Here is an 18,029-nt window from a genome sequence, read left to right as displayed (position 1 = left end):
CAATTTAGTATAATCAATTACCGATAATATTGGTTATTGTTTTGGATAGCATCAATTATTTAAATCACAATGAGAATAAAAAAGCCTAATCAAATTGATACCGACTTTAAAGCGGCAGCTATAGCGGCAGAAATTATTGAAAATGAAATGGTTAGTGCCGGTGATGTAATAATACTGCCCAAAGGCCCTAAAAAGCGTGCCTATGATAAGGAGATAGCAGGCATAACGGCTGATAAAAAAACTGAAAGTAAAAAACCGGTAACCACCATTTGGGTTAACCGCGATGGGTTTTATGATATGCTGCCCGAGGGATTGTTTCACCGGCCGCCGGCTTCGAGTGTGATGATCACCGAGGAGGATATGATCAAAGATATTAAAGCCCGCCGCGAAGAAGAAAAACAAACCCGTCGCTTTTTTGCCCCATTTGAGGCCGAGCTTAACTATTTCAGAACACTGGTCGAGCTTTATGAAAACCGGCTCGACAAAAAAAATGAATACGATGAGCTGATCAATATATTTTTAAAGGAATGGCAGGAGTTTGAGTGTTTTACAAAAAAGCAGATGCTTATTTTGATACATGTTTTACCTGTAATACATGAGCAGCGCAATAATATAAATTTTGTGAGCAGTATTATTAATATGATGTTCAATGTACCCTTATCATTGCATTACAAAACGGTATACCCGAAGCAAAAAAACAATACCATTATAAAAGGCGGAACAGCCCTTGGCGCCGGTACTTTAGGCGTAAACTTTATTGCCGGGCAGGTTATTGAGGCCGAGCGAAAATTAATCATGAACATAGGCCCCGTGAGCGCCACCAGGATGCTGGAGTTTTTACCCGGCACATCTGCTGCAAAAGCTATTGACGTATTGTTATCCTACTTTATACCGTTAGGCACCGGCATACAATTTAACCTCCTTGCCGATCCTGCCTCGCAAAAATTGGTTATCGGCGGAGCAGGGGCCAATGCTACCCTTGGTTATACTACTTATTTGGGGTGATGATGATACCAATCTCCAATTTTACACCCCAGAGTATGTACGCGTCTTTTTCACAAAATAAAAATCGTCATTTAGATATAGCAGCGAAGGAACAAGCATAAGGTGAAAGAGAAATCTTCTACACCCCACAATGCAGACGCACAACACATTTCTCACTCGTTCTTCGTTTTGAAATGACTTTAATATATAGTTACTTCTTCGCTTGCTTCAACAGCCAGTGAGCAACATCATTCACTGCCTTGTCATTCTGATACCCGGCAGGTAGCCTGCCGTTCACATATTCATTGTAAAGCCATGGATCGCCAACAGCTATTACCGTGCCCTTACCATATTTGGCAGATGCTATAATCGTAGCACCATCTTTGTTTTTAAGCACAGATACGGCAGTCCCCGTTGAACCTATTGAACAGGCATCTTTCATAAAAACCTTAGTAGCTGTTTTCAATACCGGATTGTTTTTTACGTAGACAGCACCATCCTCAAAATGAGCATCATCAATTACATGGTTTTGCAGATCGTTATTGAAATGCATCCCGAATTTTGCAGCAAGGTTATTGAAATGAGGCAGCTCCACATTAACGCTGTCGTTAGCCATCAGCAGCAGCACACCACCTTTTTTACCCAGGCAGCAATTTGCTCAATATCATCTTCCTGGATATAGTTTGGGTTCGGGCTCTCCTTTTTAGTATCAGGGTCAACAATTATATAAACAGATGAACCTTTCAGGTTTTCCAAAGTCGGTGCCATACCAAGCGTATCCAGCTTAGCGCCGCGGCTTGTAAAAGCCTCGCCAAAGATCTTGAAACCGTTATTATCCGCTTCATCCCACAGATAATGAAAGCGCTCCGACTGCCCGTTGGCTCCTTTATGTACCTCATGGTTAAAATAATAATCGAGCGTTACAGTTTGACCGCTTGCGGCAAAGCCGACAAGGGAGAACAGGGTTATAAGGGATAATTTTAGTTTCATAGTAGGTTTATTATTTGGTTAGCCTGCGGTAGGTGTTATCACCATACATTTAACTTTTTTATCTATTTTCCAGGTGTTCAATTTTTTTAGGTGTAAACACTTTCACTTGTTTTCAAAAAAACAATACTGATAATCAACATGTTAACTTTAGCAAAAAGCACCTTTTTAGCAAAAATGAACACATGTCCATTGATAATCAACAAGTTAATATTTTACAAGATCAAAAATTGAACACCTTGTTTTTAAAAAATTGAACACTTGTGTTTGTGCCCAGCTTTACGGCCATATATCTCAGCGGTCATGCTGAGTGTTTAAATCCGGGGCCTCTAAAGGTTAGATGACAAAGAGGGCCTGTCAGTCTGAGCCTGTCGAAGACTCGTGCGCAGAGACCCTGCCCGCCATACTTCGACAGGCTCAGTATGACACTCCTTTTTTAAGTTGTCATGGGTAACTTGTTTCAGCACCCCACTCGCCAAGTAACTGTCATGTATGAAGCTGACCTTAACAATGCGATCCCGAAATAAATACGGGATGACCTTAGTTATCTTATTCCCCTAAACTCCACCAAAAATCGAGAACCCGCCGTCAACGCAGATCATCGAACCGGTTACAAATACCGAGGCATCGCTCAGTAACCATACCAGTGCTCCTTTAAGTTCATCGGCATGGCCAAAGCGTTTAAACGGCGTTTGTTTGATCACCAGTTCGCCCCTTTGGGTATAACCGCCTTCGGGTTTGGTGAGCAGGTAACGGTTTTGTTCGGTAAGGAAAAAACCCGGTGCCAACGCGTTCATCCTTATTGCATCACCATAACGGTTAGCCAGCTCAACCGCAAACCATTGGTTATAGCAATCAACAGCGGCCTTGCCTATATTATAGCCTAATACCTTGGTTATGGCGCGTTTTGAGTTCATTGACGATATATTAACAATGCTGCCTTTACCCGTTTTGGCAATGGCTTCGCCGAAAACCTGTGTAGGGATCAGTGTACCCCAAAGGTTCAGCTCCATTACTTTTTTCATGCCATCGATGTTCATTTTAAAAATATCCTCATCGGGCTGTAAAACCCCTCGGGCATGTTACCGCCCGCACCGTTCACCAGGCCATCTATCCTGCCAAAAGCTGCCAGCAATTTATCTTTGGCGGCTACCAGTTCAGCCTCGTTCATTACATCGGCTACCAGTGCTATGGCTTTGCCCCCGGCTGCATTTATGGCGTTGGCACGTTCTTCTGCTACCTGGGCATTACGACCAAGAATGCCTACCGCGCCCCCCGCCTCAACAATACCATCTATAAATGCTTTGCCTAATATGCCTGTTCCGCCGGTTACTACAATTACTTTACCGGCTAATGAAAATTGATTCTCCACTTAAACTATATTTTTAAGGTTGATGTATAATTATTTCAGATCTGTTATAGCAATGGCGTCCATATCGGTGTAATCGAGGTTTTCGCCTGCCATACCCCAAATAAAGCTATAGTTTGACGTACCACTGCCCGAGTGGATGCTCCATGGCGGCGATACTACGGCATCGTAATTATCCATGGTGATGTGCCTTGTTTCCTGTCCTTCGCCCATGTAATGGAAGATCTTTTGGCCGGCAGGTACGTCGAAATAAAAATATGCCTCCATACGCCTGTCGTGCACGTGGGCCGGCATGGTGTTCCAAACACTGCCTTCATGTAATATGGTAAGCCCCATTACCAGCTGGCAGCTCCGTACACCTTCCAGGTGGATATATTTATTGATGGTGCGTTTATTTGCCGTTGCTACCGAACCCAGCTCAACCTTAATCGCATCGGCGTGGGTAAGCAGGGTTGTTGGGTATACCGCGTGTGCCGGTGATGACAGCAGGTAAAATACAGCCGGCACTGAGGGATCGGCACTTTCAAAGGTTACGCTTTTTGTACCTTTGCCAATGTACAGGCAATCAAGCTTATTCATTTCAAAGACTTCTCCGTCGGCTTTTACTACACCGGCACCGGCTACATTAATAATGCCGATCTCGCGTCGCTCTAAAAAATATTCGGCACGCAGGTTTGGATAATTTGGCAGCCCAAGTGTTTTACCTACCGGGTTAGCCATACCTACAATCATCCTGTCGTAATGGGTATAGGTACAATTGATCTGGTCGGGCTGAACCTGTTTATCTATCAAAAATCTTTCGCGTATGGTAGTGGTATCGTAGCTTTTAAAATCCGTTGGGTGGACACTGTGTATTGTTTTCAAAGCAAATGTTGTTTTAGAAAATCTTTTGTTAATAAATACAATTCTACAATCTTATAAACGATTTCAAAAGCCATTTAAGCCTTATTTTCACTCCAACGTTATAGTGATAACACGATTACTAAACCATTTAAAAGCTAAACTATAACGTTAAAGTAAATATTTAACAGATCATATATCATTTTAATTAATTAAGCTTGTATTATTGGTACTTAATGAGCTGCCGAACCAGGGCAACGCCAATTCAATAACCGGTAAACTAATAAACTATGAAACAATTAGCAGCCTATAAAAACATCGCACTACTAACCGTCTTGTTGCTTGTTGCAGGCATTGTTAATGCCCAGCAGCAGGAGCTTACAACTAAAAGTGCAAAAACATGGGTAAAAAGCCGCATCTGGGCTAATGGGTTAAAGCTTAAATTAAACTCCTCAACCAATAACCTCGAATTTGCAAAACAATATGCCGCCAATAAAGCGGTATGGGATAAGGCTTTTGAATTTCTGCGCGAACGCAATCTTGATCAGATAGCTCCCGGTAAATATCCTATAGATGGCGATAACGTTTATGCATCCGTTACTGAAGGCCCTTCCAAAGAGTTTGAACAATCGGCCTGGGAATCGCACCAAAACTATATCGACCTGCAATATGTAATCAAAGGCAAGGAAAAGATCGGTGTCGCCCCTATTGAAAGCCTTACTGTTACTAAACCCTATGACCCGGCTAAAGACGGTGCCAACTACAGCGGCGAGGGTAAATGCTACACCGCCACTCCCGACGAATTTTTCCTGTTTTTCCCCAGTGATGGCCACCGGCCTAATATCAAGGTTGATGGTTATGATAAGGTGAAGAAATTGGTTATTAAGATAAAAGTGGTGAAGCAAATTTTTTCATGTCATTGCGAGGAGGAACGACAGAAGCAATCGCATGCTATACAGAGCGGCCCTGCTTCCGTGCGATTGCCGCGCTACGCTCGCAATGACATTTTTTCACCTACCTACACCTGCACCGTTTTCACCAGCTTTCGCACATCAAATCCCTGATTGGCAGCCTGTACCACCAACTGATTATAGATCTGTTCATCAAGTGTTGAACGGCGGCTCAGGATCCATAAGTAATTTCTATTCGGATGCCCTACCATGGCATAGCTGTAATCATCAGCCAAAGCAATGATCCAGTATTTACCTTTAAATGGCCACTGAAATTGTACTTCCAACTTTGCGTTACTTGTTTTATCAGCAACAACAGCACTGCCCTCGGCAATTTTTATCTTATTATCTTTTATACAACGGTTTTTAACAATGATACTACCATCTTTTGCTAAACCATAGGCTGCCGAAGTAAAAGTGCAATCCGACTCAAACCATTGCGGGAAAGCGGCAATTTCAAACCAGGAACCAACATATTTTTTCAAATCCACATAAGGAACAGTTTCAAGCGGTTTGCAGCGGGTTGCTTGTAAGGCTAAAGCAGTTAAACCTAATGCTACAGAGGTTGCAATGATCTCTTTCTTCATAAACCAATAACGCCTGTTATGCCCAAAAAGTTTAAAACAAAAGCATATTAACGGCAGCCAAACGCCTTATCATTATTTAATTACCTTTGCGCCAAAGCATTATTTTTATAACATGCCCGGTAAAACAAAGATCAGTATTTTAGGCTGCGGCTGGTACGGCAGCGCATTGGCTAAAGCGTTAATTGCCGATGGCATGCAGGTAAAAGGCTCAACCACTTCTACCGCAAAAATGGATAACCTGGCTGCTTTGGGCATCCGGCCCTATGTAGTTAACTTTTCGCCGGACGAGGAAATATATGATGCCGATTTTTTTGATTGCGATGTTTTGTGGATAGCCATTCCGCCCAAAAGCCGCAGCGGTGAGGGTGATATTTTTTTACAGAAGGTTAAAGGCATTGTCCATGCCATAAAAAGGTTTGCTATACAGCAAGTGATTTTCGTCAGCTCCACAGGGGTTTATGCCGATAACAACAGGCACGTGAATGAAGAAACCGATCCACAGCCCAATACAGAAGCCGGCAGGATATTATTTGAAGCTGAGAACCTTTTCCGTGCCGAGGATGGCTTTAAAACAACCATTATCCGTTTTGCAGGATTGATTGGACCCGGACGCAATCCCGGCAGGTTTTTTGCCGGTAAAAAGGAGATCCCTAACGGTGACGCGCCAGTAAACCTCATCCATCTTGATGATTGTATCGGCATTAGCAAAGCGATATTGGCTAAAGAGGCATTCGGTTATCTTTTTAATGGATGCTCGCCGGTTCACCCTGCTAAGGCTGATTTTTATACACAGGCTGCTCTTGATTCGGGCTTTGAAAAGCCGGAGTTTATAAGGGAGTTGAAGGAATGGAAAGTTGTGGAGAGTATAAACGTTGGACCGGTATTAGCTTATCAATACCAGGTCTTGATTTAATGACGCAGGTTTAAGCGTCTACGCTTGAACCATCTTAAAGCGTGAGCGTCCACGCTTGAACCATCTTAAAGCGTGAGCGTCCACGCTCACATCTAACAAATAGTAAGCGTGGACGCTTGAACTCAAAAGCCTTAAAACACCGGCGCTTTCGCCTTATCACCCATCACAAATACCAGCTTCCCCCTTTCATAATATCCTTATGTGTAATATATTCTTTGGGGTAAGGTTTACCATTTAAGCTGATGTTTTGCACATATTTATTCTCTTCGGATAGCCCCTTTGCTTCTATCACAAAACTTTTGCCGCCAGGTAAAGCAATGCTAACCCTATCTAATAGCGGCGCACCAAAAACATAACGGCCATCTGCCGGATTAACGGGATAAAAACCCATAGCAGTAAAGATATACCAGGCCGACATTTGTCCGCAGTCATCATTGCCAGAGAGGCCATTGGGTTTGTTTATATAAAACTGGTCGGCAATTTGCCTTACCAGTTCCTGTGTTTTGGCAGGGTTCCCGGCAAGCGTGTACAAATAAGCCACATGATGGTTAGGTTCGTTGCCATGTGCATACTGGCCTATTAACCCGGTAACATCAAGCGTTGAGCCTTTTCCAAACACTTTTGAATCCATAGTAAACAATGAATCCAGCTTGCCCGAAAATGCTTTTTTGCCGCCCGTGAGTTTAATCAAACCCGGAATATCATGCTGAACCTGCCAGGTATATTGCCAGGCATTGCCTTCGGTATAGTCACCACCAATAGCCAGTTGGCCACTATCTAAATTGGCAAAAGGCTGTACCCATTCGCCGTTTGATTTTCGGCCACGCATCAAGCGCGTGCTTTTATCAAACAGGCTATTATAAAACAGAGATCGTTTGATGAAATAATTGTAGTCACTTTGTTTGTTCAGCGCCTTGGCTAATTGAGCGGCGCACCAATCGTCGTAAGCGGCCTCCAGTGTACGGGAAACAGCTTCGCGTTTTACAGTATCTGATGGCAGGTAGCCATAACGCAGATATAGGCTCCAATCGTATTTTGGATTTTTATTATGTGTAAGCGTGTTCTTAATGGCAGCAAATGCCTTTTGCCGATCAAAACCTTTAATCCCTTTCAGCGCGGCATCTACAATTACCGGTACGGCATGGTTACCGATCATGGCGTAGCTTTCCTTACCCCACAGCGTCCAGATTGGCAGCATACCTGCCACGTCGTTGTGTTGTAACATGCTCTCTACCATTTGCCCGTCTTTTTCAGGACAAATAATAGTATACAGTGGATGGGCGGCCCTGTAAGTATCCCATAATGAAAGCGTAGAATAGAAAACTTTATCAGCGGATCGGTGCACCAGGCTGTCGGCTCCGCGATATTGACCGTCAACATCCGCAATGTTGTTAGGCTGGATCAAGGCGTGGTACAGGCTGGTATAAAATGCTATTTTCTCTTTTTTGCTGCCTTCGGCTTTAAGTTTACCAAGATTATTTTCCCATGTACGGGCTGCTTCCGTTTTTACCTGTTCAAATGTTTTGTGCTGTGTTTCGGCCAGCAGGTTTTTACGCGCACCGGCAATACTTACGCCCGATACCCCAACTTTAGCTTCAATAGTTTCACCGGGTTTCAGATCGAAATCCAATATTAAGCGGCGTTTATTATCGCCATCAATAAAATGCTGTCCGGTAAACGGGCGGTTAAAAACAGCCGTGAAATATACTTTTTTATCTACCCATTGGCTGGTGAAGGCATAACCATTGATAGTTATTTTGCTATCGATAGTGATCTCCCCGTCAGAAACATGCTCAGCCAATTGCTCCGGGCTATCAACCAGTCCGCTTTGCATATCAACAAGCAAATGTGCTTTACCGGCTTTTGTAAAAGTATACCGGTGCAAACCAGTATGGGCAGAAGCAGTTAGTTGAGCCTTAATATTGTTATCGCCCAAAATCACTTCATAATAACCGGGCGATGCTTTTTCTTCCTGATGAGAAAATTTGCTTTGAAACTTTTGAGGTTGATCGCCCTGAAAGGGAAAAACAGCACATCTCCTAAATCAACACCACCTGTACCGCTTAAATGGGTATGCGCGAAACCGGTGATCACGTTATCTTCATAACGATATCCCGAGCAGTAGTCCCAACCAAAATTCCCGGTCTCAGGACTAAGCTGAACCATACCAAAAGGCACCGTAGCGCCCGGAAAGGTATGCCCGGTTGCGGAAGTGCCAATGAAGGTGTTTACGTATTTATTATACGATTGCGCATTAACCTCAACAGCCAAAGTCAACACTAATAAAACGGCAATCAGCTTTTTCATGACCTTTTACTATTTATATTCAATTGTCTTTTTTAACACAACATCTTCGGCCGAGCGTGCTATCATCACATCAAATGTACCGGGTTCGGTTACCTGTTTCATTTGATTATTCCAGATAGCGATATCTTCGGGCTTTACCGTAAATTTAACTGTTTTGGTTTCGCCGGGTTTAAGGTTGATCTTGTCAAAACCCTTGAGGGCCATTACAGGCGTAGTTACCGAATTTACCTTATTGCCCAGGTACATTTGTACCACTTCCTTACCGGCCATGCCACCGCTGTTGGTTACATCTACCGAAACCGTTATAGTCTCATTTTTTCCGAACGACGCTGCCGATACCTGCAGATTACTGTATTTAAATGAAGTATAGCTCAATCCATAACCAAAGGGGAACAGCGCATCCGGCGATGAAAAAACATAGTCTTGTCCCGGTTTTTCGGTTGAACCCGGATTATGATAAAAACCTTTGTTGGATGCCACATGATTATAAAAAACCGGGATATGCCCGGTTGACTGCGGGATAGATACCGTAAGCCTGCCTGATGGGTTTACCTTGCCGAACAGGATGTTGGCAATGGCATTGCCTCCCCTTTCGCCGGGATACCAGGCCTCCACAACAGCCGGGATATTCTCTTTTTCCCAGCTGATGCTTTGCGGCCGACCGTGTACCAGTACCAAAATTACAGGTTTACCTGTTTTATAAACAGCCTGCAACAGTTCACGTTGTACCCCATCGGGATCAATGTCGGTTACATCATAACCTTCGCCGCAGGTGAATGGGTCTTTAGGCTCGCTTTCGGGTGCATGCCCGTCCCAGCCTACGCCGGAGAATACCACGCTGGTGGTGCCCAAAACCACTATCACGGCATCACTGTTTTTTGCTGCTTTGACGGCTTCGGGAAAGCCGCTTTTGTCCGGGCCCGACAGGGCACAGCCTTTAGCATAATTGATTTTTATTTTATTGCCGGCCAACTGTTTTATGCCATCAAGCACTGTTGTGCCCGAGCGGCTGTCGCGGGTTGAACTGTAATCGCCATACTGAACCTCGTTGGCATTGGGGCCGATAACCGCCAGCGATTTCAGGCTGTTCATATTGAGCGGTAAAAGCTGTTTATCGTTTTTAAGCAGGATGATCGATTCCTCGGCTATCTGTTGGGATAAGGCGATATGATCAGCGGTGTGTACCCGTTTCTTTAGCGCTGATGTATCGGGCAATGCCTTTTCAAACAAACCTGCTTTAAATTTTATAGTAAGGATGCGGGCAACGGCGCTATCAATCAGGGCTTCATTTACTTTTCCGCTTTTCACCAGGCCAATCAGTTTATCATATACATCGGGGCTAGGCGCTTCCAGGTCAACCCCGGCGTTCAGGCCAATTGGAGCAGCGCCTTCGGCGTCCTTAGCAATATGATGAAAAGTGTATAAATGCTTTAAACCTTCATAGTCCGAAAAAACATAGCCTTTAAAACCCCACTCCTCCCGCAATATGGTTTGCAGCAGGAAATGGTTAGCATGTGCAGGCACGCCGTCAATTTCGTTGTAAGCAGGCATTACAGCGTAAATATTTGCCTTTTGCACGGCATCTTTAAAAGGCGGCAAAAACATCGACCGTAGCTCCCTTTCCCCTACTGATGCCGGGGCTAAATTGATACCTGCCACAGGGATGCTGTAGGCCGCGAAATGCTTGGCCGTGCACATTACTTTGTCTTTACCAATACCGTTTATTGTTTGTGAAGGATCACCCTGCATCCCAATTACAAACGATGTACCCATCCTGCTCACGAGATATGGATCTTCGGCATAACATTCCTCATTACGGCCATAACGCGGGTCGCGGATGAGATCGAACAAAGGCGAAAGCGCCTGGTCAACTCCTGACGAGGACGCTTCATAAGCGATCATCGAACCCATTTTTTCAATCAGCGCCGGGTTCCAGGTGCTGCCTTGCGCTATAGCCTGTGGAAAGATGGTAGCGCCTGCCGCCAGTTGCCCATGCAGGCATTCGCCTATTTGTATAGGCGGGATACCAAGTCTTGTTTTTTCTTTAGCATATTTCTTTGCGGCTACAGATAGCGTGGCGATATCATTGATATTGGTAAAAGGGCTTTCACAAACGCCATAAGCAATTGGGTTTTGCATGGAGCCTTTTAACGAGTTCATGCTCATCTGGCCCACCTTTTCTTCCAGCGTCATACGGTTTAACAGGTCTTTCACGCGTACAGGCACAGGTGCCTTGGGGTCTTTATAAACCTGTGCGGCTCCGATGTTAATTACAAAAGCAAACGCGGTAAACAGGCATAATTTCTTTTGCATAGTATCCAGATATTTAATTTTCAAATGTAGAGACGCATCACATGCGTCTCCCACATGCAAAGCATCGTTGCTTGTCCTCCTCGCCGTTGTTGGTGTTGTCACCAACAACTTTTCATGCGGCATTTCAGAAAATAAAAATCATAGGAGTTGTTGGTGACAACACCAACAACGGCATATTTTCATCATGTTCCCTCAGGGTCTCTCGCAGAGGACCCTGAGGTTCTTTGCGTTCTAAACATTTACCAGGATAAAGAACAGCGAACCGGCGTGGCGTCGACATCAGGGTCCTCTGCGAGAGACCCTGATAGGACGTTAAAGAGCGTGTCATCGTGAGCGTAGCGCGGCAATCTCGTAGCCAATGCATGTCCGCTCTGTATAACTACGAGATTGCTTCGTCGTTCCTCCTCGCAATAACATGGTTTTTTAAACCAATAATTTCAACTGATCTGCATCTTCCGTACACCTATGGTGTTGTCACCAACAACGGCATAGAAACCGATTTTATCCCTTCAATGCATCAAATAAAACTTAGAATAAAGCTTTTCCCCTCCGGCTACCTTCAATTCTGTCAGGGTTTGATTCTCATTAGCTTTATCAGCCATGTAATGTCCGCTTAAAGCATAGATGCCTTTTTTCAAATGTAATAGAGCTTTTTGCGGTTCTACATAAGTGTTCAGCCCGGGTTTAATTACCGGTACTTCATCCAAAAACAAAGCAGGACTAACCTCAAAACCGGTAGTTAATTCATAATCCGCTTCCTTGTCTATTTTGATAAAACCTTTAATTTTAACCCAGTTAATAAAACCTTCGGTTGCAATTTTAACGGGTACAATCAGGCTTGTTTCGCCGGTTTCCGTTGGCTTTTCATTTTCCAGCTTATCTATATCGCGTTCCCTCGTTTTAAAAACCTCGTAAGCCATTCCGGGTTTGAGGTTAGCAACTTTTTCATGTGCAGACTTGATATTCACCCGCCTGATGCTGGCCATTTGGCGAATGTGTTGATCATTCAATGTCCAGGTGGTGAAGGTTCTTAAACCGATGCTGTCTTTTAAGGGTACATTGATATTTACCGGGAAAGGTACAGCCACGCTATTGGCATCCGGCATTTTACCGTTTAACGCATAACGTACTTTAGCTCCTTTCAGCGGGTAGCTCAGCGTTAGTTTAAACCGGCTTTTATTGGTAATTACGTTGTCTACGCCGTCAATATCAGGCAGGCGGGCGTTGAAATCCCACAACTTAAACAGGCCGTACTGGTTTTTCATTTTCCAGCCGAAGCGCTCCAGGTCTTTTTCATTTTTCGGACTCCAGGTGAGTTCGGCTACGGCGAGGGCACGGGGGTAAACCATGTATTGCAGGTGCTGCGCGTTGGGCACCTTTTCGTTCCAGATATTGCCCTGGGCACCTAAGATATACTCCGCTTCTGCATTGGTTAGTTCTTTCGACTGCGGCTCATAATTATAAACCATTTGCCAGGTAACCGGCGGATTCCAGCCTATCGGTTCCAGATCCTCATTGGCTTGCGGGGCATCAAAGTACATGTATGGCAGCGGCGTCATTACTACGTGATGATGCATCCTGGCGGCAGCTATCCCTCCTGCTTCGCCCTGCCAGCTCATTACTGTCGCTGACTCGGCAAGGCCACCCTCCAAAATCTCGTCCCAACCAACTAACTTCTTATTTTTTGACAGCAGGAACCTTTCTATCCGTTTAATAAAATAACTCTGTACTTCTTTTTCGTCTTTCAGGTGCTCACGTTTCATGAGTGCAACTGCTGTAGGGCTTTTGAGCCAATCGGCCATCTCAGCTTCATCACCGCCGATATGAATGTATTGGTTCGGGAACAGTGCTATCACTTCTGTCAGCACATCTTCCATAAATTTGAAAGTATATTCACTCGGGTCAAGCATCCGCACGCGGTGTTTAGCCCCTGTCGAATCCTGGCAGCCCAGTTGCGGGTAAGCAAAAATAGCAGCCTCGCTATGGCCCGGCATTTCAATTTCGGGCAGGATCGTCACAAATCTGTCCTGCGCATATTTAATCACATCCCTAATTTCATCCTTGGTATAAAACCCGTCGCGACCGTCATCTATCAGATTGTCCAGCTTACGGAATTCGCCCCGTTTAGCATAGTAGCTGATCCTGGCACCAACTTCGGTAAGGCGCGGATATTTATCAATCTGGATGCGCCAGCCTTCATCGTCGGTTAAGTGCCAATGAAACACATTCAGTTTGTAATGTGCCATTACGTCGATGTATTTTTTTACTTCATCAACCGTAAAAAAATGGCGGCTTACATCAAGGCTTAGGCCACGCCAGCCAAAACGTGGCTGATCGGCTATGGTACAGGTAGTTACTTTTAGGGGTGCTGCTTTATCTGTCGGCAACAATTGAATTAGTGATTGTACCCCGTAAAAAACACCAGCCCCACTGCCGCTGATACTTACCGATGCAGGGTTTACATTCATCGTGTAGGCACTCTCAGCATTAGACCAAACATTGTTTAACCTGATGGCTGTTTTGGCAGGGATCTTTTCAAAAACTTTTACCGTTGTTTGCAGGCCGTAGTTTTGATTAAGGTAATCCTGCAGGTATTTGCCTATTGGTTCTGTCTCTTTATTAACCCCGATCACGGCAGACTTACTTAAAATAAAGCTGCCCTTCCCTTCCTTTAAACTTAACGGCTGCGGGATGATATGAAACTGTGCTTTTACCGTTATTGCCAATAAAAGCAGTGAGGTGAACAGTAAAATATGTTTAAAAAATGGTGTTTTCTTCATTTCGGTAGATGATGAATAAAGATTATACCTTAATGGTAATATTCCTTTTGTAGAGGATCCAAACCGGGATAAAAATGATCAGCACAGTCAGGATAGCTCCGGCCAGTGAAGCGTTTTCGGGCGAGAGATATGGCACAAATAACTGATTATAAGTGAACGACCATAAATTGGTTTTACCTACCGGGATGGCAGCTATTAAAGCCGGGATAATATCGGCCAAAACATAGGCAGCAATGGCATTACGCCCGAACGCTAAAAATGGCGGCAGCAGGGCTTTATTCCCTTTGATATCAATAAACCAGTATGACAATGCAAGAATATTAATAGCCAGCCCGGCAGTAAGCAACACGAATGAGCTTGTCCACAATTGTTTGTTAACTGGAAAAAATGGATTCCAGATCAAAGCCAGTATGATCAATACGATGCCGGCTCCCATTATTTTAAGCAGATCAGCACTGGTTTTAAGTTTGCCCATTTTGAGCCAGGTACCGGTGAATACACCTAACAAACAGGTAGCAACAGATGGGATTGTCCCAAGCAAACCCTCCGGGTCCCAGGTTTTGGATGAGCTCCAGAGGTGGTTTTCGGTAAATACCGATCTGTCAATCCAGGCGCCCAAATTGGTTGCCGGTTCAAGGTTAGGTGTACCAAAACCCGGTACAGGTACCAGCGTCATCAATAAAAAATAACCTATTAAACAGCTTACAGCGATAATTACCTGTGTACGGATGCCGGTTTTAACGTACAGCAAGGCAGTTATGCCAAAAACAAGCCCGATGCGCTGCAACACACCGGGAAAACGCAGATGCGCGAATTGAAAATCGTTGATCAGTGGTAAACAAACGCCAAGGGCTATGATAATCAGCGTACGGCGCAGGATGGATAACAGCAATTTGTTATGATTAGCTATATCCGCTTTTTTACTTTCCATGGCATATACGATAGATACGCCTACCATAAACAGGAAGAAGGGAAACACCAGGTCTGTTGGGGTACAGCCGTTCCATTTGGAGTGTTCAAGCGGCCAGTAAATATGCCCCCAATCGCCGGGGTCATTTACCAGGATCATAGCAGCTACGGTAAATCCCCTGAAAAAATCAAGCGACAAAAGTCTTGGGCGGCTTGCCTTTGTTGTGCCTGTGTTTTTAAGCGCTTCCTGCTGATTGATTACCATAGTTGCCATGTATTATAGTACCATTAGGTATTTTTTTATGGGTTTTTAAAATGTATTTGAACTGGTAAGTACCCGAGCCCACATCCATCTGCATATCGCCGCCGGCCGGTTTGATGTTGGCGATATCTTTATTGGTATTAATGTCGATATTACTTTCTGTCACCGGGCCATCAACCGCCGGCAAAGTGACCGTAGCAGTAGTATTTGGCGGCACAATTACATCAAGGGTAAAAATGCCGTTATCAATACTCCAGGCCGATTTTACCTTTCCGTATAATGTTTCCAGCTCGGCATTGGCATTGGTCAATTTACCGCCGGGATGCGGGAAGATATTTATTTTATGAAAGCCAGGGCTACTCTCGTCGGTATTGATCCCTGCAATAACCCGGTACATCCAATCGCCAATGGCGCCATAAGCATAGTGGTTAAAGGAGTTCATCTCCGGGTCTTCAAAAGTACCATTGGGTTTTATGCCATCCCAGCGCTCCCAAATGGTAGTAGCCCCGTTTTTTACGGGATAAAGCCATGAAGGGTATGATTCTTTCATCAACAGGTCATAGGCAATATCGGTGTGACCGAAACGACTTAACACATGACAGATATACGGCGTGCCTAAAAAGCCTGTTGTAATGTGTTCATCATAATCTTCAATATTGTTTACCAGCCTTTTTGCTGCAGATTCGCGCAGGTTTTCGGGCAGCAGGTCGAAGTTCAGGGCAAGTACATATGATGTTTGCGTACCCGAAATCATACGTCCGTTAGGTGTAACATATTCTGCCTGGAAAGCCTTTTTGATATCAGCTAACAGCGCGGTATATTTTTTAACATCATCTTCCTTACCCAATATAGTAGCGGCATTAATAACCAGCTGAGTTGAATAAGCATAAAAAGCCTGCGCTATCAGGTTTTTATCGGTTAGGGCGGCGCCATCCTCGTAGTCGGTGCCGGCGTAAAACAGCCAGTCGCCAAAGTGGTTACCGGTGTCCCAAAGGCCGTTTCGGGTATGCCGGGTAATGTAGCCCACCCAGGCGGTCATGCTTGGGTACTGGTTTTCCAATACCTTTTTGTCGCCGTAAGCCAGGTAAATATTCCAGGGGACAATGGTTGCCACATCGCTCCATCCTGAGGCTGCTGCCGAAGCGCTATCCAGCATGTTAGGGATCACATAAGGTACCGCGCCGTTTTTATGCTGGTCGGCCGAAAGATCTTTTAGCCATTTGGTAAAAAATCCGGCCACATCCATATTGAAGGTAGCGGTGCGGGAAAAAGCCTGAGCATCGCCCGTCCAGCCCATACGCTCATCGCGCTGGGGGCAGTCGGTAGGTACATCGATAAAATTGCCCTTTTGCCCCCATTGAATATTATGCTGCAACTGGTTAATGAGTGGATTAGAGGTAGAGAACATACCCGTTTGCGCCATATCCGAGTACAAGGCAAAGGCAACCACATTGGTCGAATCCAACTGGCCTTCATATCCTTCAACCTTCAGGTACCTGAAGCCCTGGAAGGTAAAATGAGGTTCGAATGTTTCAATACTATCGCCCTTAAAAACATAAACGTTTTCCTGTTTGGCTGTACGCAGGTTTTTTGTGTAGAAGTTCCCTTTCTGATCCAAAACCTCGGCATGGAACAGCTTTACCGTATCGCCTGCTTTTGCCTTTAATTTAAACTGCACCCAGCCAACCAGGTTTTGCCCAAAATCAACCACATGCTCGCCCGCAGGAGTGGTAAATACTTTGAGCGGCTTAAACATTTCGTGCTTGCGCACCGGCGGACCAAATGTGGCCACTAAATTTTCTTTAACGGTATCAACGGTGCGTACCGAATCCCAGTTTAAATCTTTGTAAGCAATGGTCGACCAGCCTTTCTTCTCCTTGCGGGCATCATAAACTTCGCCATCAAAAAATGATGATGAACGGATCGGCCCATAAGCTACCTTCCAGGTTTTATCCGAATTAATGAGTATCCGTTTACCGTTAGTGTACACCACCTCTAACTGAAAAAGCAAACCAAGTTTGGTGCCATACACATTCTTTTTTCGATTATAGGTATAACCACGGTACCAGCCGTCGCCAAGGGTTACGCCAACAGCGTTATCGCCTTTTAGCAGGTCGGCAGTTACATCATAAACCTGGTATTGCAGGCGTTTATTGTAACTCGTCCAGCCGGGGGCAAAATAGTCGCTGCTAATTCGTTTACCATTAAATTGCGCCTCATATAAACCGTGGGCAGTAATGTATAAATGCGCCGCACGTACCTTATGATCAAGCTTAAATGTTTTCCTGAACATGGGGCATGGGCCACCGGTAGTATCCGACAGGTAATTATTTTCTATCCATTTGGCGCTCCAGTCGGCGGGTTTAAGCAGGCCCATTTTCCATGAGTTAACCATGCTCCATGGGGTAACCTGCTGCCGGTTATTCCAAACGCGTACCTGCCAGTAAACTTTCTGACGTGAAGCGAGCGCAGGGCCGCCATAGTAAACATGCAGCGATTCATTGGAGTTAACTTTTCCCGAGGTCCAGAGCAGGTCTTTACCTTTCAGTAAGGATACGGCATTACTGCCTACCCTTATTTCATAGGCAATTTGCTGAATGTTGCGATCCCGGGTTATTAGTTTCCAACCAAGACGGGGAACGGCATCGTCGACAGAGATGGGGTTTATTTTGTATTCACAAACCAGGTTATCAACCCGGAACGGCGGAGGAACAGGCGGCACTTTTTGTGCTTGTACAATTATTGGCAGAAAAGAAAAAAACAATATAATAACGCGTGTGCATACCTTTTTACACATACCTTTTTTGGGGTTTTAATAGTTCATGCTA

At 44.7% G+C, this 18,029-nt stretch carries 13 protein-coding genes and 1 pseudogene; 3 read left to right on the top strand and 11 right to left on the bottom strand.

The features are described from left to right. Window positions 1-69: 69 nt before the first annotated feature. Window positions 70-1,005: a type VI secretion system baseplate subunit TssG gene (locus ACRQ5D_RS16030; RefSeq protein WP_091172411.1), complete on the top strand. Its 936-nt coding sequence runs from the start codon at window positions 70-72 to the stop codon at window positions 1,003-1,005. A 190-nt stretch (window positions 1,006-1,195) separates the two neighbouring features. Here the strand turns inward: ACRQ5D_RS16030 and ACRQ5D_RS16025 are convergent, their stop codons facing one another. The 5 genes from ACRQ5D_RS16025 to kduI all read right to left on the bottom strand — a co-directional run bounded on the left by ACRQ5D_RS16025 (window position 1,196) and on the right by kduI (window position 4,204). Further along, the gene (locus tag ACRQ5D_RS16025; protein WP_431199975.1) at window positions 1,196-1,600 is read right to left on the bottom strand and encodes a hypothetical protein; all 405 of its coding nucleotides are present in this window, start codon (window positions 1,598-1,600) and stop codon (window positions 1,196-1,198) included. Further along, complete coding sequence (locus ACRQ5D_RS16020; protein ID WP_431199974.1) at window positions 1,600-1,974, bottom strand: hypothetical protein; 375 nt, start codon at window positions 1,972-1,974, stop codon at window positions 1,600-1,602. The genes ACRQ5D_RS16025 and ACRQ5D_RS16020 overlap by 1 nt, the downstream gene beginning before the upstream one ends. Before the next feature lie 554 nt (window positions 1,975-2,528). Beyond that, complete coding sequence (locus ACRQ5D_RS16015; protein WP_431199973.1) at window positions 2,529-3,011, bottom strand: SDR family oxidoreductase; 483 nt, start codon at window positions 3,009-3,011, stop codon at window positions 2,529-2,531. Then, a complete protein-coding gene (locus ACRQ5D_RS16010; RefSeq protein ID WP_431199972.1) occupies window positions 3,008-3,343 on the bottom strand; it encodes an SDR family NAD(P)-dependent oxidoreductase in 336 nt (111 codons plus the stop codon). Before ACRQ5D_RS16010 ends, ACRQ5D_RS16015 begins: the two co-directional genes overlap by 4 nt. A 30-nt stretch (window positions 3,344-3,373) precedes the next feature. After that, the gene (kduI, locus tag ACRQ5D_RS16005; RefSeq protein WP_091172417.1) at window positions 3,374-4,204 is read right to left on the bottom strand and encodes a 5-dehydro-4-deoxy-D-glucuronate isomerase; all 831 of its coding nucleotides are present in this window, start codon (window positions 4,202-4,204) and stop codon (window positions 3,374-3,376) included. Window positions 4,205-4,470: 266 nt separating this feature from the next. Here kduI and ACRQ5D_RS16000 point away from each other — a divergent pair, with 266 nt between their 5' ends. Beyond that, complete coding sequence (locus ACRQ5D_RS16000; protein WP_432329506.1) at window positions 4,471-5,244, top strand: YhcH/YjgK/YiaL family protein; 774 nt, start codon at window positions 4,471-4,473, stop codon at window positions 5,242-5,244. On the opposite strand, the gene ACRQ5D_RS15995 is transcribed toward ACRQ5D_RS16000, so the two are convergent. Then, on the bottom strand, window positions 5,199-5,717 hold the full coding sequence (locus ACRQ5D_RS15995; RefSeq protein ID WP_091172422.1) for a lipocalin family protein: 519 nt from the start codon (window positions 5,715-5,717) through the stop codon (window positions 5,199-5,201). The two genes, ACRQ5D_RS16000 and ACRQ5D_RS15995, sit on opposite strands and share 46 nt — an antisense overlap. 112 nt (window positions 5,718-5,829) lie before the next feature. On the opposite strand from ACRQ5D_RS15995, the gene ACRQ5D_RS15990 reads away from it, so the two are divergent. After that, entirely contained in the window at window positions 5,830-6,630 is an 801-nt protein-coding gene (locus ACRQ5D_RS15990; RefSeq protein WP_091172425.1) for an SDR family oxidoreductase, read from the top strand. A 163-nt stretch (window positions 6,631-6,793) separates the two neighbouring features. On the opposite strand, the pseudogene ACRQ5D_RS15985 reads toward ACRQ5D_RS15990, so the two are convergent. From ACRQ5D_RS15985 to ACRQ5D_RS15965, 5 genes and pseudogenes are all read right to left on the bottom strand, one after another. Continuing rightward, window positions 6,794-8,937: pseudogene (locus ACRQ5D_RS15985) on the bottom strand (GH92 family glycosyl hydrolase). Between the two features lie 9 nt (window positions 8,938-8,946). Next, entirely contained in the window at window positions 8,947-11,250 is a 2,304-nt protein-coding gene (locus tag ACRQ5D_RS15980) for a glycoside hydrolase family 3 N-terminal domain-containing protein (protein ID WP_176844538.1), read from the bottom strand. A 509-nt stretch (window positions 11,251-11,759) separates the two neighbouring features. Continuing rightward, window positions 11,760-14,030, bottom strand: a complete 2,271-nt coding sequence (locus tag ACRQ5D_RS15975; protein ID WP_091172431.1) for a beta-N-acetylhexosaminidase — start codon at window positions 14,028-14,030, stop codon at window positions 11,760-11,762. 22 nt (window positions 14,031-14,052) lie between these two features. Further along, entirely contained in the window at window positions 14,053-15,213 is a 1,161-nt protein-coding gene (locus ACRQ5D_RS15970; protein WP_256337509.1) for an acyltransferase family protein, read from the bottom strand. Further along, a complete protein-coding gene (locus ACRQ5D_RS15965; RefSeq protein ID WP_432329502.1) occupies window positions 15,176-17,998 on the bottom strand; it encodes a family 78 glycoside hydrolase catalytic domain in 2,823 nt (940 codons plus the stop codon). Before ACRQ5D_RS15965 ends, ACRQ5D_RS15970 begins: the two co-directional genes overlap by 38 nt. Window positions 17,999-18,029: the final 31 nt, after the last annotated feature.

The organism is Mucilaginibacter sp. P25 (genome assembly GCF_050859465.1).
Taxonomy (GTDB): Bacteria; Bacteroidota; Bacteroidia; order Sphingobacteriales; family Sphingobacteriaceae; genus Mucilaginibacter; species Mucilaginibacter gossypii.
The sequence above is the reverse complement of the archived record's forward strand: the minus strand, read 5'-3'. Positions and strand labels throughout refer to the sequence as shown.

Coding starts and splice junctions, on each gene's coding strand:
- ACRQ5D_RS16030 (WP_091172411.1), top strand. CDS start 70: ATGAGAATAAAAAAGCCTAATCAAATTGATACCGACTTTAAAGCGGCA.
- ACRQ5D_RS16015 (WP_431199973.1), bottom strand. CDS start 3,011: ATGAACATCGATGGCATGAAAAAAGTAATGGAGCTGAACCTTTGGGGT.
- ACRQ5D_RS15995 (WP_091172422.1), bottom strand. CDS start 5,717: ATGAAGAAAGAGATCATTGCAACCTCTGTAGCATTAGGTTTAACTGCT.
- ACRQ5D_RS16025 (WP_431199975.1), bottom strand. CDS start 1,600: ATGGCTAACGACAGCGTTAATGTGGAGCTGCCTCATTTCAATAACCTT.
- ACRQ5D_RS15965 (WP_432329502.1), bottom strand. CDS start 17,998: ATGTGTAAAAAGGTATGCACACGCGTTATTATATTGTTTTTTTCTTTT.
- ACRQ5D_RS15990 (WP_091172425.1), top strand. CDS start 5,830: ATGCCCGGTAAAACAAAGATCAGTATTTTAGGCTGCGGCTGGTACGGC.
- ACRQ5D_RS15970 (WP_256337509.1), bottom strand. CDS start 15,213: ATGGCAACTATGGTAATCAATCAGCAGGAAGCGCTTAAAAACACAGGC.
- ACRQ5D_RS15975 (WP_091172431.1), bottom strand. CDS start 14,030: ATGAAGAAAACACCATTTTTTAAACATATTTTACTGTTCACCTCACTG.
- ACRQ5D_RS15980 (WP_176844538.1), bottom strand. CDS start 11,250: ATGCAAAAGAAATTATGCCTGTTTACCGCGTTTGCTTTTGTAATTAAC.
- ACRQ5D_RS16000 (WP_432329506.1), top strand. CDS start 4,471: ATGAAACAATTAGCAGCCTATAAAAACATCGCACTACTAACCGTCTTG.
- ACRQ5D_RS16020 (WP_431199974.1), bottom strand. CDS start 1,974: ATGAAACTAAAATTATCCCTTATAACCCTGTTCTCCCTTGTCGGCTTT.